This is a genomic window from Devosia sp. SD17-2 (assembly GCF_029201565.1).
In the GTDB taxonomy this organism is placed as follows: domain Bacteria; phylum Pseudomonadota; class Alphaproteobacteria; order Rhizobiales; family Devosiaceae; genus Devosia.
Genome location: NZ_CP104002.1, coordinates 1278907 through 1292441 on the forward strand (window position 1 = coordinate 1278907; position 13535 = coordinate 1292441).

Sequence of the window (13535 nt, forward strand, 5' to 3'; positions counted from 1 at the left end):
GTCAGAAACGCCAGTTCAGCGCATATGGTTCCCTTTTAATCGTCGTCGCCGAACAGCCCGATGTCGTTGAGCCCCTCGATCCAGCTGCCACCATCGCGGCGGATAACGGTGCGCGGCACGGTGCCGGTCTCGTTGGCGATGGCCTTGGTGAGAATGGGCGAGTGGGTGACGACCCAGACCTGCGTGCGGGTCGCCGCCTTGGCAATGGCCCGAGCGAGGGCGGGCAGCAGGTCGGGGTGGAGGCTGGCCTCAGGCTCGTTGAGGGCGATGAGCGGGGGCAGGCGATAGGAGAGCAGCGCTCCGAGCAGGGCGAGGAATTGCAGCGTGCCGTCCGAAAGCTCGTGCTGCTCGAAGGGGCGATGGGGGAATTCGGGAAACACCATCGAGAAGCGCGCATCCTGCCCGGGTGGCGGGATAATGAGCCGCGCGCCGGGAAAGGCGCTGTCGATGGCCTCGGTGAGATCGGTGGTGTCGCCGCGAATGTGGGCGAGAGTGGCAAAGACGGCAGCAAGATTGCCGCCATCGGCGTCGAGCAGTGGTGCGGTCACCGCAAGGGCAGGGCGCCGCGGCGGGCCGTCCCGGTCGGTGCGAAAGCTGTGATAGAAGCGCCAGGAGGAGAGTAGTCGGCGGACGAGATCGACCTCGGGCAGGGTGCCGCGCAGGGAGGAGAGCGCAGTCTCGCTGCCAAGGATTGTGTCCTCCACCTGGCGGCGCTGGCCGTTTTCGTCTCGATACCATGCAGCGGCGCCGGATCGCTCGAGGAGGGTCACTGTGCGTCGCCCCAGCGGCATGGTGAGGGTTTCGCGCTTGATCTGCGGCTCTTCGGCGAACACCGCGCCATATTTGGAATCGCCAAAACCGATCTCGACGCGGTAGCGTAGCGTCGCGTCATTTTCTGCGGTTTCGCGGAGCGCGCCTTCGAGCCCGATGTCGATTTCGAGACGGGGCTGCTCATTGGCTTTTCGCGGGCCGGCCCAGAGCGCGGAAGCCAGTCCGCCCTCGCGCGCCAATGACAGGGCGAGATCGCCATCGGCGGCAGCCTGCACCAGTTCGAGCGCGCGATAGAGATTGGTCTTGCCGACCCCATTGGTGCCGGTGAGCACGGTCAACCGGCGCACGGGCATGCGCAGGGACCGGACCGATCGATAGCCCTTGATCGAGAAATCGCAGATATTCATGGCCAGCCTTTCAGGCGTCACCTTGGCTTGCAAGGAACGCCTGAGGCAAGGGCGGGATCAGGGCCAGCGCACCGCAGGGGGCATGGACGAAAGGATCGAGTTCACATTGCCGCCGGTCTTGAGGCCGAACATGGTGCCGCGATCATAGAGCAGGTTGAATTCGACATAGCGGCCGCGACGCACAAGCTGTTCCTCGCGCTCGGCCTCGCTCCAGGGCATTTCGAAATTGCGACGGACGAGGCGCGGGTAGATGTCGTCGAAGGCTTCGCCGACGGCGCGCGTATAGGCGAAGTCCGCGTCCCAGTCGCCGGAATTAAAGTGATCGTAGAAAATCCCGCCGATGCCGCGATGTTCATTGCGGTGAGGCAGGAAGAAGTAATCGTCGCACCACGCCTTGAACTTCTCGTAGTCGACGCCCGGGCGGCCCTCGCAGGCCCCGCGCATGGCGGCGTGGAAATCCACGGTGTCGGGATCGTCCTGGGTGCGGCGATTGTCGAGCACGGGAGTGAGGTCGGCGCCGCCGCCCCACCACTGCTTGCCGGTGACGATCATGCGCGTGTTCATGTGCACGGCCGGAACATGGGGGTTCCAGGGGTGGATGATCAGAGAGATGCCCGAGCTCCAGAAGGCGGTGCCCGCTTCGGTGCCCGGCATGGACTTGGCGAAGTCTTCCGAGAAATTGCCGTGGACGGTCGAGATGTGGACGCCGGCCTTTTCGAACACGCGACCGTGCAGCATCGACATTTCGCCGCCGCCGCCCGCAGCGCGATCCCAGGGGGTGCGCTCGAACCTGCCCGGCGCCATGTCGGCATTGGGGCCCGTTACCTCGGCTTCGAGGGTTTCGAGGGAAGCACAGATCCGGTCACGCAGGGTGCGGAACCAGGCGCTGGCGGTGGCTTTCTTGGTGTCGATATCGGCTGGCAGTGTCATGGCAGGAGCAATAAGTGACTTATGAGAGGGAAGTAAAGCCGTCGATCTGCCGCATGGCTTCGCCAACGATCATCGAGGCGGCAAGAGCGACATTGATAGAACGCCGTTCGGGCAGCATTGGGATGCGCACGCGAAGATCAGCGATCTCGGCCACGGCATCGGGGACGCCAGCGCTCTCGCGGCCAAGCATCAATATATCGCCGGGGGCGTAGGCGACGGCATAGGCCGATTGCGCACTCTTGGTTGTGAGCAGCACGAGGCGGCGGCATTGGGCCGCGCGCCAATGCTCGAAGCTTTCGAAGTTTACGTGCTCACGCAGGGCGGCGTGTTCGACATAGTCGAGGCCGGCGCGAGCCAAGATCTTTGGGCTCACGGGGAAGCCTGCGGGATGAATAATGTGCAAGGTCAGACCCATACAGGCGGCCAAACGGATCAGCGTTCCTGTATTGTTGGCAATGTCCGGCTGGTAGAGGGCAATGTCGAGCTGCATGTTCTCGCGCGCAATTGATGTCCGGTTCTTCCACGGGCCCACCCTATAGTGGCGCAAATGGCTCGCTGTCACCTCTCCTGCACTGGACAAGCTACGCCGACAGTGCAAAAAGAACCCACCTGACGGACCGCTTGAGGGCGACCGGCGGTCGATTCTGCATACGCAATCGTCCGACCGTAGCCGGCTCCGTCATTTGTGCATCGTACGGGGATACGGACCTTGGCCACGCAAGCAGAACACTCAACCACAAACCGGCGGGATTTTCTATTTGTCGCCACCGGTGCGGTCGGCGCCGTCGGCGCTGCGGCCGTGGTTTGGCCGCTGATCAATCAGCTCAATCCGGACGCGTCTACGCTGGCTCTCGCCAGTATTCAATATGACGTTGGTCCTATCGCCGAAGGGCAGTCGGTCACGATCATGTGGCGCGGCCTGCCGGTTTTCGTGCGTCACCGCACGGCTGCCGAGATCGAGGAAGCCAAGGCAGTGCCTTTGTCCGACCTCAAGGATCCGCAGACGGACGAAGAGCGCACCAAGGCTGGCCACGAACAGTGGCTGATCATGATCGCCAACTGCACCCATCTGGGCTGTATCCCTGTCGGGGAAGCGGGCGATTTCGACGGCTGGTTCTGCCCATGCCACGGCTCGCACTATGACTCTGCCGGCCGTATCCGCCGCGGTCCCGCGCCGTCCAACCTGGTCGTGCCGCCGTATGAATTCCTCAGCGATACGCTGGTCCAGATCGGTTAATAAGGGCAGTCCCGATGTCAGAACACTCGACTTACGTCCCGGGCAATGCTGCAGAGAAGTGGCTTGATGACCGCCTGCCGGTCGTGCGCTTCGCCAAAGCCCATCTCATGGACTTCCCGACCCCGAAGAACCTCAACTACTGGTGGACCTTCGGCGCCATTCTGGTGATGTGCCTGGGTATCCAGATCGTCACCGGCATCATCCTGGCGATGCACTACACCCCCAATACCGCGCTGGCGTTCGACTCGGTCGAGCATATCCGCCGCAACGTAAACGGCGGCCGCGTCATCCAGGCGACCCACGCGGTCGGTGCCTCGATGTTCTTCGTGGCCCTCTACATCCACATGTTCCGCGGCCTGTTCTACGGCTCGTACAAGGCTCCGCGCGAAATCCTCTGGATCCTCGGCGTCGTCATCTTCCTGCTCACCACTGCCACTGCGTTCATGGGCTACATCCTGCCCTGGGGCCAGATGAGCTTCTGGGGTGCGACGGTTATCTCGAACATCTTCACCGCCATTCCGCTGGTCGGCGAAAACATCAAGCAGCTGGTGCTGGGTGGCTTTGCTGTCGGTAACCCGACGCTGAACCGCTTCTTCTCGCTGCACTATCTGCTGCCGTTCATCATCGCAGCCGTCGTGGCCCTGCATATCTGGGCCCTGCACGTGCCGGGTAACAACAACCCGATCGGCGTTGAAGTGAAGGAAAGCCGCGACACCGTTCCCTTCCATCCGTACTACACGATGAAGGACCTGTTCGCGATGGTGCTGTTCATGATCCCGTTCGCGTGGTTCGTGTTCTTTGCCCCAGATATCCTGGGTCACCCCGACAACTACATCATGGCCAACAGCCAGGTGACGCCGGCCCATATCGTTCCGGAATGGTACCTGCTGCCGTTCTATACGATCCTGCGCGCCATCGACTTCAACATCCTGTTCATCGACTCCAAGCTTGGCGGCGTGATCGCCATGGGCGGCGCGATGCTGATGCTGCTGATCGTGCCGTGGCTCGATACGTCCAAGGTTCGCTCCGGCAACTTCCGTCCGATGTTCAAGTGGTTCTACGCTCTGTTCGTGATCAACTTCATCGGCCTGATGTATCTGGGTGCCCAGCCGGCCGAAGGCATCTACGTGGTGCTCGCAAAGGTCTGCACGGCATTCTACTTCATCTACTTCCTGGTCGTGCTGCCGGTCCTGTCGCGGATCGAGACGCCCAAGCCGCTGCCAACCAGCATTTCCGAGAGCGTTCTCGGCAAGAATGCCAACGCGTGATCGGGGCGAGTACTATGATCAAGAGCAAGTTCATCCTCGCAGCCGTCGCGCTCGTCGTCGGCCTGTCCTCCACCTCGGCGCAGGCCGCCGAGGCAGGGGCACCGATCGAAAAGCAGAACTGGTCGTTCGGCGGTATCTTCGGCACCTATGACACCAACCAGCTTCAGCGCGGGTTCCAGGTGTTTCGTGAAGTCTGCGCCAGCTGCCACGGCGCCCATCTGGTTTCGTTCCGCAATCTGATGGAACCCGGTGGTCCGGAATTCTCCGAGGCCCAGGTTCGTGCGCTGGCTGCAGAATATGAAGTGGCCGATCCCACTGTCGAAGGCGGCGTCCGTCCGGGCGTTCCGGCTGACCGGTGGCCGAACCCGTTCGCGACCGAGCAGGATGCCCGTGACGCAATGGGTGGTTCCCTGCCGCCGGACCTGTCGGTCATGGCCAAGGCCCGTGGCGTCACCGACCCGTTCCCGTGGTGGATCACCAACTACTTCACGGGTTATCAGGAAGGCGGCCCGGATTACCTGCGCGCCCTGCTGACCGGTTACCACGACGAAGTTCCGGCGACCGCTCCGGAAGGCTTTGAGCTGCCGGAAGGCAAGTACTACAACGACTACTTCCCGGGTCATGCCATCGGCATGGCGCCGCCGCTGAGCGATGGCGCGATTGCCTATACGCCTGGCGAAAACGGCGTGACTGTTCCCGAGACTGCGGACCAGTACGCACGGGACGTCGCTGCCTACATGATGTGGATGGCTGAACCCCATCTGGTGTCGCGCAAGCAGACCGGCTTCGTTGTGCTGCTGTTCCTCGTGCTGTTCGCCGGCCTCATGTACGGCACCAAGCGCAAGATCTGGCGCGGTATCGAACACTAAGCGTGTTCGCTGGGTATCGAACACCAAGGGTGTCCGGCACCTGTTGAATTCGGCAGGGGGCCCTTCGGGGCCCTTTGCTTTTCCCGCGCTGCGGGCCATCGGCTCTTGTGTTTCCGGGCTCGCAAAGCAATATAACCCCTGCGTTCGTCTCGTCCGAGGATAAAGCCATGTCCGCTATTCGCCTGGCTGTTACCGTGGTCGGCGCTGCCATTACGGCCAGCCGGCATCCGGCTGTTCGCGCCGGTATTCAGGCCGTCGCCAATAATCCCAAAGCGCGCGAGGCGGCCGTCACTGCAACGCGCAGCGTGGCCTATAATGCCGGCGTCATTGCCCGGCACCTCATCGGCCGCAGCAAGTCCTGATCTTTCTTCCAGCCAAGGCTATCCATGTCGCTCGACCTCAAGTCGCTCGTTCGCACGATCCCGGACTATCCCAAGAAAGGGATCCTGTTCCGGGACATCACCACGCTGATCGAGCATCCCGAGGGTTTTAAGGAAAGCGTCGAGCGCATTGCCGCCGCCCACCGCGGTCTCGGCATCACCCATGTCGCCGGCATTGAAGCGCGCGGCTTCATCTTCGGGGCTGGGGTGGCAATTGCGCTGGGCGTCGGTTTTGTGCCGATCCGCAAGAAGGGCAAGCTGCCCGGCGAGACCATCGGCCAGAACTATGCGCTCGAATATGGCGTCGATACCATCGAGATCCATGCCGACGTGCTTGGCGCTGGCGATCATGTGTTGCTGGTGGACGATCTGATCGCCACGGGCGGTACGGCGATTGCCGCAGTCGGCCTGCTGCGCCGCACGGGCGCGACCGTCAATCACGCCGCCTTCGTCATCGACCTGCCAGATCTGGGTGGCGCGGAAAAGCTCCGCGCCGAGAATATGCAGCTGCAGGCTCTGATCGATTTCGAGGGCCACTGACGTTCGGCACAAGCGATTGTCGGGGCGGAGTGCCCCGACCCAGCCTACCAGTTATTGCGCCCGTCCATTTTCTCGATCGTGATCGCGGCCCAGTCGAGATCGTCGACGAGGTTGAGGTTGACGCCGAAGGTGCGCTCGGTCGGCACCGCGGTTGGATCACCGTTCTTGGGCGTGCCATCGGCATTGTACATCGAGGCCCAGTCGGGTGATGAGCCCCAGGTCTGCATGCCGCAGCGGCTGCAGAAATGGTGCTGGTTCAGTGCCGGATTGACCGCATAGGTGCCTTCCCCCTCCTGCGACAGGAACTTCAATTCCCCCGGCTTGTAATAGGCCCAGATCGCGCCCGTGCGGGCGCAAAAGCTGCAATTGCAGGAGCCGGCCTGGGTCGGCTGTGCGGGCAGTTCGATGCGTGTAGCGCCACAGTGGCAGCTGGCGATCAGGGCCATGATATCCTCCTCGGCTGTGATGCGGGAGAGCCTAGGCGGCGGCAGTGTCAGACCCTGTCAGCACCGCTCCGGTCAGGCGGCGTCCTGAGCGGCAATCTCGTCATCGGCAATCTCGGGGGCAGCATGGTCCTCTCGGCGGTCGACAAGGCAGAACTGATTGCCTTCGGGGTCCTTCATTACCGTATATGTGGGCAGCACACGATCGACCGTTGCGCCAAGGGCCTTGAGCCTTTCGACTTCGGCGGAACGGTCAGGCGCGTGGACGTCGAAGTGGACGCGGTTATTGTCATGGCGGCGCCCTTCCACGTTCTGAAAGCAGATCGAGGGGCCGGGGCCATCGACCATCACCGTCGGGTCGGTTTCGGGGGTGAAGCCCAATGCTGCGAGCTTGGCAATCTCGACCGCGTCATAGGCGCGTACTTCGTAGCCATCGAGCAGGCTCGCCCAGAACCTGGCCAGTACGGCGGGCTTGTCGCAGTCAAAGACGATCTCGTGGATGGCTCCCATGGCCCATCTCCTCGCTTCATTTTCTCTTCGGTTAACCAGAAAATGCGGCAAGAGTGGCGCAGGGGATGCGCGGGGCGACCGCGTGGCCGCCCCGCCTCTCTTACTGGTGGCCCTCGCTGCGCCGGAGCAGGCTGTGCAGCGATGGCACGGCCGGGGGCAGGCCATCAGGCTTGACAGCCTTCGCTGCCGGTAGTGGCCGGGCAGGGGCCTTGGGCGGCACGCCATGGCGCGGCACGTTTCGATTGTGCTGGATGGGCTGGGGGCGTTGATGCGGGTTTTTAGGCATGCGTTTTCCTTTCCGTCCGGACGAGACCGGATCGGCACGAATTCGATGTGACGGTGCGGCCAAGCGCAAACCGTCGGCTGAGGCGGATGACGACGCCAGCAGGCTCGATGGGCGATGCGGAAGGGAAGAGGGAGCGCTGGCTCAGCCAGACGAATGGTCGCCCTGATCTACCGTCGCAACAGGAGCCTCCATGACCAGACAAGCCCCGTTGGAGGGTGCTGGATCGGGTCAGAAGCGTCCGAAGCAAGGGTTCAGATCATTTGCGGCGAGACCTCGTTCTCGTGTGTGAACGGGGAGGAGGATAAAAAAAGAGGCGGGCCGGGTCAACCGGTCCGCCCCAAAAATCAAATCGCTTCGAGATCAGGGCTCGAGATGACCCTGCGTGGGATCCTGTTCGGCACTGATGTTGGGCTCGTTGCGGGTCTTCCACAGTGAGTAGAACACGCCCGCAGCCAGGATCGACAGCGTCACGCCCAGTGAGAGCAGGGTGTCGATGTGGATGCCGAACGGCACGAGACAGATCTTGATACCGATCAGCACCAGGATCACAGCCAGCGAGACCTGCAGGTAACGGAAGCGGTTCATGGCGGCAGCCAGGGCGAAGTAGAGCGCGCGCAGGCCGAGAACGGCGAAGATGTTGGAGGTGTAGACGATGAACGTGTCCTGGGTGACCGCGAACACGGCCGGGACCGAGTCCACCGCAAAGATCAGGTCGACGACTTCGACCATGATCAGCGCGATGGCGAGCGGGGTCAGCCAAGTGACGATCTTGCCGGTCTTGGGATCAGGCTGCTTGACCGTGAAATTGCGGCCGTGCAGCTCCTTGGTGACGCGGAAGCGCGAGGACAAGAACCTGTAGATCTTGTTCTCTTCCATGTTCGGCTCTTCGTCCTGATGGCCGAACATCTTGATGCCGGTAAAGATCAGGAAGGCGCCGAAAATCAGCAGGATCCAGCTGAACTGGTGCACGAGCGCTGCGCCGACGCCGATGAGAACGGCACGGAACAGGATCACGCCCAGGATGCCCCAGAACAGCACGCGGTGCTGGTAGAGGCGCGGAATGCCGAGAAAGGCGAAGATGGTGGCGATGACGAACATGTTGTCCATCGCCAGTGATTGCTCGATCAGATAGCCGGTATAAAACTCAAGGCCTGCCTGCGCGCCGCGCTGGAACCAGACCCAGGCGCCGAAGGCGAGGGCGATCAGAACGTAGAAACCGTAAAGCAGCAGGCTTTCCTTGGCCTCGATCTCGTGTTCGTCGCGGTGCAGAATGCCGAGATCGAAGACGAGCAGACCAATGACGACCGCGATAAACGCGACCCAGAAGTAGATAGGGGTGCCTAGAAAATCACCCGACAGGGCGGCAAGCAGCATTTCCATCGCCGGACCTTCTCCATGTAACTTGGTGGAGCAGCTCCGACATCATCATGGAGAACCCATGACCAGAGGGGCCCGGCGCTGCCCCTCTAAAATGCCTGATCGAATGAAAAGTTCAAGTGCTGACCGCTGAACTGCGGCTATTTGCGCCGATTGCGGTTGATAAGCTCATGGGCCACCGCTGAAAAAACCGGCGGCCACTCAGCGCGGCGTGCAGAGCATGACGATGGTGTCAGCGGTTTCGAGCTGCAGGGCCACGCCGAAATTGGCGTCCGCAACCACGCGACCGGCCTGGATGCCCGCATTGACGCGCAGATTGCCGTCGTTGATGCCGATGCCGTCCTCATAGGGGGTGGTGGTGCCAGTGCCCGAATTGGCGTCGCCTATGGCGCGCGAGGCCCAGCCATAAACCTGGCCGTAGATTGTCAAAATGCCGACACGGTTCGTGGTCGCGTCGCGACAGCTCCAGTTGCCTTGGTAGGACTGGGCGAGGCTTGGCGTTGCGGACGCGGCGAGAAGCGAGAAGATGAGGGCGAATCGGAGCATGTCAGGAGAGTGCCGGGGCGCCCTTTCGGTTTCAAGTGGCGCGCGACAGTCTCGGGCCGATCACGGGAATTTTGCTGAGGGCAAGGAGCAGCCGGAGTTTTAGGGGCATTCGGTAGTCGCGCAGTTTTGAGAAGCCCACGAGTTCGGCGCGATAGACCAGCTCGCCCCGCTGGTTGGTCGCGGTCAGCCGGTTGAACAGCAGGCCCCAGCCCGGCAGGGAGTTGGACGGACGCCTGCCTGTTACCACCAGCTCATAGGAGACCGTGTCGCCCGGACGCACCGGCACCTTGAAGTCCATCGAATTGACGCCGGGGGAGGGGCCGGAAACGCCGGGTTCCTCGCCGAGTGTGCGCAGGCGTTCTGCTTCGGCGTCGAGCGCATCGACCATGCGCCGATGCCCGACGCTGACCGTGTGCCAGCCGCTGGCAATGATGCCGCCAAAATGGCTGTGCTTGGCCGCTTCCGGATCGATGTGGAAATACTGCGGATCATAGAGCTTTGCGAAGGCGATGATTTCGTCCTCGGTGAATGTGTGGCTGCCCAGCGGGAAGGCCTCGTCGATGACGATGTTTTCGAACCAGCGGGTCATGCGGCCACCTCGCGGCATTCGACCAGATTGGCGAGCCGCATGGTGAGAACCGGCTTGTCGTTCTGGTTGCGGATGTCGAAGTCGAGGGTGACGATGCCCCATTGGGGGTGGCTGGACGACCGGCGCAGGCCGGCAATGGTGACCGTGCCGCCGATGGTGTCATTGACCATCACCGGGTTCTTCCATTTGAGATCGGTAAAGCCGAGACCACCGCACGAGGCGACCTTGGACAGGAAGCTGTCGACCAGCATGCGCAGGCTGAGGCCGCCGGTCTGCCAACCGCTGGACGAGAGACCGCCGAGCAGGCTTTTCCGCGCAGCTTCTTCGTCGAGATGAAAGGGGAAGGGATCGAACTCGCGCGCGAAAGTGGTGATCATGTCCTTGGTCACCTTGGTGTGGCCCAGATCGATCACCTCGCCTTCGACAAGGTCCTCAAAATGCCGGCGACCGGCAGTGACAGGATTGGTCATCGTCTTTCCCTATACGTCAACCGAACTTGTGCCATGCAGCGGCGATGGTGGCAAGATGACGGGGATTTCCAGAATTGTTCAAGGCCCTGAGCAGCTTGGTTAGCCCGGATGCCAGATCTGCCGCTATTTTTCGGTCCGCCGGCCTGCGGCGCGGAACTCCAGCGGCGCGACACCCCGGCGGCGGCGCAGGACTTTTGCGAGATAATTGCCATCGGCAAAGCCGGTCGCGGCAGCGATCTCGGCGACGCTCATTTCGCTGGCCAGGAGCAGGCGTTCGACGCGCTCGAGGCGTTTGTCCTGCACGTAGTCGGCGGGCCCGCGCCCCATGGCGGCCGAGAAACTGCGGACGAAATGCGCCCGGCTCATGCCCGCGATGGCGGCGAGATGCTCGACCGGCAGGGCGGCGCCAAGCTCGCCGTCGATATGGGCAAGGACACGGGTGATGGCCGGCGCCAGCGTGCGCTCGGGAGCAGGGCGATTGCCGAAGACACTGTCATGGAGGCTGGTCATGGCGGCATAGGCTTCGCTCGACGCCTCGCCCGGCGTCGGTTCGGCGAGGGTGAGCAGGGAAAGGCAGGCGGCGGCGAGCCGGTCGATCTGCGCCGGGGACAGTTCGAGCACCGGCCCGGCGCTGTCGATGATTTCGCGGGCAAGGCGCAGGGCCTCGCGCCCGTTGAGGAGCAGCCAGAAATATTCCCAGTGGCCGCCGCGCTCGAGCCAGTAGCGATGGGCGTGGGGCATTGTCACCAGCATGGTGCTGCCGGGCCGGAGGCGATGGTGCGCACCGGCAAAGTCCAGCCGCCCCTCGCCCAGCGTCGTGTGCTGGATAACGAGGAAGGGGGCAGTGCCGCGCTTCATGCCGTCCCAGGAATAGACCTCGTTGCGACGCTGTTCATGGCCCGCTGCCACGGCCATGCAATGAAGCGGCGCGGCGCTGCGGGGCAGGCCCAGGGTTCGGATGTCGTGGCCATGGTCGAGAAGCTGGGAGAGCACAAAATTACCCGCGTTCGCACAAGCTTTCTCTACACGAGCATGGCGCCGCGCGCTAGCAATGAGCGCAATAGTCATGCTGCCAAGGAGTGGGGCATCCAATGTCTTTCAAGGTCGCCATCATCGGCGCGGGGTCCGTCGGTTTCACGAAGACGCTGATTTCCGACATCCTCAAGGTCGCCGAGTTCGCCGATGTCGAATTCGCACTGACCGATATCAGCGCGCATAATCTCGACATGGTGCGGCAGATCATCGAGACCATTGTTTCGGTGAACAATCTGCCGGCCAAGGTGACGGCCACCACCAATCGGCGCGAGGCGCTGACCGGCGCGCGCTATATTATGAGCTGCGTGCGGGTAGGCGGGCTCGAGGCCTATGCCACCGACGTCAATATCCCGCTCAAATATGGCGTCGACCAGTGCGTCGGCGATACGATCTGCGCCGGCGGCATCATGTATGGCCAGCGCAACATTCCGGTCATCCTCGATTTCTGCAAGGACATCCGGGAGGTGGCTGAGCCCGGCGCGCTGTTCCTCAACTATGCCAACCCGATGGCGATGAACACCTGGGCCGCCGAGCAATTTGGCGGGGTCAATATTGTCGGTCTCTGCCACGGCGTGCAGCACGGCGCGCACCAGATCGCCGAGGTGCTTGGCGTCAGCGACGAGGACCTCGACTATGTCTGTTCGGGCATCAATCACCAGACCTGGTACATCGATATCCGCGCCAAGGGCCGCAAGATCGAGAAGGAAGAGCTGATCGCCGGCTTTGAGGCGCATCCGGTCTATTCGCAGACCGAAAAGGTCCGCATCGACGTGCTCAAGCGGTTCGGCGTCTATTCCACCGAGAGCAATGGCCATTTGTCCGAATATCTCCCGTGGTATCGGAAGCGTCCGGACGAAATCAATCGCTGGATCGACATGAGCCATTGGATCCACGGCGAGACCGGCGGTTACCTGCGCTATTCTACCGAGCGCCGGAACTGGTTCGAAACCGATTTCCCGATGTTCAAGGCGGAGGCGAGCAAGCCGCTCTCGGACTACAAACGCACCAGCGAACACGCCAGCTACATCATCGAGGCGTTGGAAACAGGGCGCGTCTATCGCGGTCATTTCAACCGCCGCAACAATGGCATCATCACCAATCTGCCAGATGACGCGATCATCGAAAGCCCGGGCTATGTCGATCGCTTCGGCATCAACATGATCGAGGGTGTTACCCTGCCTACAGCCTGCGCCGCCACGTGCTCGGTCTCGATCTCTGTGCAGCGCCTCTCGGTCGAGGCGGCCATGACGGGTGACCTCGACACGCTCAAGCTGGCCGTGTTGCATGATCCGCTGGTCGGGGCCATCTGCACGCCGGACGAGGTCTGGGCCATGGTCGATGAAATGGTCGTTGCCCAGGCCGAATGGCTGCCTCAATTCGCCGACGCCATCCCGGCGGCCCGCGAGCGCGTCGCCAAGTCCACGGTCAAGACCCGCGACTGGGAAGGGGCCGCGCGCAAGCGGGTCCGTTCAGTCGAAGAGCTGCGCGAACTCTCCGGCGGCCACCACTAATTACGACGCGACCTCCCTGGCGTCACCTGCCCCCGGCCCTCCACCGGGGGCTTTTTGTTGGAGGGTGATCTTCCCATCTCACTGATGAGGATGAGTGGCCTTCCCTCGCAGGAAGAGTGAGAAAAATCCCGCTTATCCCCGTCCCCAATCTCCCGTGCCATCATTGCCCCGTTCCCGCCAATAACACGCGGCGCCGACGAAGCGTCGGGCGGGGAGACGGGCCGCACGGGGTCGCCTGGGCGGGGGCGTGGATGTCGACCACCGGCCGGTGCCGGTTCTGCCTTCGGGGTCATGCCTCGACGCAGGGCCCAGCACCACCCGCAAGGGGGCCGCTCAAGGCATGCGCTTTCAAAAACCTGTCGTGGG

The 13535-nt window shown here is 62.6% G+C and carries 16 protein-coding genes and 1 pseudogene; 6 read left to right on the top strand and 11 right to left on the bottom strand.

The annotated features are described in order from the left end of the window. Positions 1-35 precede the first annotated feature (35 nt). The 3 genes from NYQ88_RS06240 to NYQ88_RS06250 are packed head-to-tail and all read right to left on the bottom strand — an operon-like array spanning position 36 to position 2598. Complete coding sequence (locus NYQ88_RS06240; RefSeq protein WP_275654093.1) at positions 36-1178, bottom strand: AAA family ATPase; 1143 nt, start codon at positions 1176-1178, stop codon at positions 36-38. Positions 1179-1235: 57 nt separating this feature from the next. After that, a complete protein-coding gene (gene hemF / locus NYQ88_RS06245) occupies positions 1236-2108 on the bottom strand; it encodes an oxygen-dependent coproporphyrinogen oxidase (RefSeq protein ID WP_275654094.1) in 873 nt (290 codons plus the stop codon). A gap of 19 nt (positions 2109-2127) precedes the next feature. Further along, entirely contained in the window at positions 2128-2598 is a 471-nt protein-coding gene (locus NYQ88_RS06250; RefSeq protein ID WP_275654095.1) for a tRNA (cytidine(34)-2'-O)-methyltransferase, read from the bottom strand. Between the two features lie 219 nt (positions 2599-2817). Between NYQ88_RS06250 and petA the strand changes: the two genes are divergently transcribed. The 5 genes from petA (at position 2818) to NYQ88_RS06275 (ending at position 6402) form a co-directional block, all read left to right on the top strand. Next, positions 2818-3345 carry a ubiquinol-cytochrome c reductase iron-sulfur subunit gene (gene petA / locus NYQ88_RS06255; RefSeq protein WP_275654096.1) on the top strand — a complete coding sequence of 176 codons (528 nt, stop codon included), beginning with the start codon at positions 2818-2820 and terminating at the stop codon, positions 3343-3345. A gap of 14 nt (positions 3346-3359) precedes the next feature. Beyond that, positions 3360-4613 (top strand): cytochrome b/b6, encoded by a 1254-nt coding sequence (locus tag NYQ88_RS06260; RefSeq protein ID WP_275654097.1) that lies wholly within the window; start codon positions 3360-3362, stop codon positions 4611-4613. Positions 4614-4627: 14 nt separating this feature from the next. Further along, positions 4628-5482, top strand: coding sequence for a cytochrome c1 (locus tag NYQ88_RS06265; protein ID WP_275654098.1), 855 nt, complete (start codon positions 4628-4630; stop codon positions 5480-5482). 167 nt (positions 5483-5649) lie between these two features. After that, positions 5650-5844: a hypothetical protein gene (locus NYQ88_RS06270; RefSeq protein ID WP_275654099.1), complete on the top strand. Its 195-nt coding sequence runs from the start codon at positions 5650-5652 to the stop codon at positions 5842-5844. A 24-nt stretch (positions 5845-5868) separates the two neighbouring features. Further along, a complete protein-coding gene (locus tag NYQ88_RS06275; protein WP_275654100.1) occupies positions 5869-6402 on the top strand; it encodes an adenine phosphoribosyltransferase in 534 nt (177 codons plus the stop codon). Positions 6403-6446: 44 nt separating this feature from the next. Here NYQ88_RS06275 and NYQ88_RS06280 read toward each other — a convergent pair whose 3' ends face one another. From NYQ88_RS06280 to NYQ88_RS06315, 8 genes and pseudogenes are all read right to left on the bottom strand, one after another. Then, positions 6447-6848 (bottom strand): GFA family protein, encoded by a 402-nt coding sequence (locus NYQ88_RS06280; RefSeq protein ID WP_275654101.1) that lies wholly within the window; start codon positions 6846-6848, stop codon positions 6447-6449. A 144-nt stretch (positions 6849-6992) separates the two neighbouring features. Then, positions 6993-7355, bottom strand: a pseudogene (locus tag NYQ88_RS06285) (VOC family protein); the annotation flags it as partial. Positions 7356-7455: 100 nt separating this feature from the next. Further along, positions 7456-7641, bottom strand: a complete 186-nt coding sequence (locus tag NYQ88_RS06290; protein WP_275654102.1) for a hypothetical protein — start codon at positions 7639-7641, stop codon at positions 7456-7458. Positions 7642-8001: 360 nt separating this feature from the next. After that, positions 8002-9021, bottom strand: coding sequence for a TerC family protein (locus tag NYQ88_RS06295; protein ID WP_275654103.1), 1020 nt, complete (start codon positions 9019-9021; stop codon positions 8002-8004). Between the two features lie 198 nt (positions 9022-9219). Then, on the bottom strand, positions 9220-9564 hold the full coding sequence (locus tag NYQ88_RS06300; protein WP_275654104.1) for a hypothetical protein: 345 nt from the start codon (positions 9562-9564) through the stop codon (positions 9220-9222). A 31-nt stretch (positions 9565-9595) separates the two neighbouring features. Further along, entirely contained in the window at positions 9596-10153 is a 558-nt protein-coding gene (locus NYQ88_RS06305) for a MaoC family dehydratase (RefSeq protein WP_275654105.1), read from the bottom strand. Continuing rightward, on the bottom strand, positions 10150-10623 hold the full coding sequence (locus NYQ88_RS06310) for a MaoC/PaaZ C-terminal domain-containing protein (RefSeq protein ID WP_275654106.1): 474 nt from the start codon (positions 10621-10623) through the stop codon (positions 10150-10152). Before NYQ88_RS06310 ends, NYQ88_RS06305 begins: the two co-directional genes overlap by 4 nt. 123 nt (positions 10624-10746) lie before the next feature. Then, positions 10747-11616, bottom strand: a complete 870-nt coding sequence (locus NYQ88_RS06315) for an AraC family transcriptional regulator (protein ID WP_275654107.1) — start codon at positions 11614-11616, stop codon at positions 10747-10749. A 98-nt stretch (positions 11617-11714) separates the two neighbouring features. On the opposite strand from NYQ88_RS06315, the gene NYQ88_RS06320 reads away from it, so the two are divergent. After that, entirely contained in the window at positions 11715-13169 is a 1455-nt protein-coding gene (locus NYQ88_RS06320; protein WP_275654108.1) for an alpha-glucosidase/alpha-galactosidase, read from the top strand. Positions 13170-13535 lie beyond the last annotated feature (366 nt).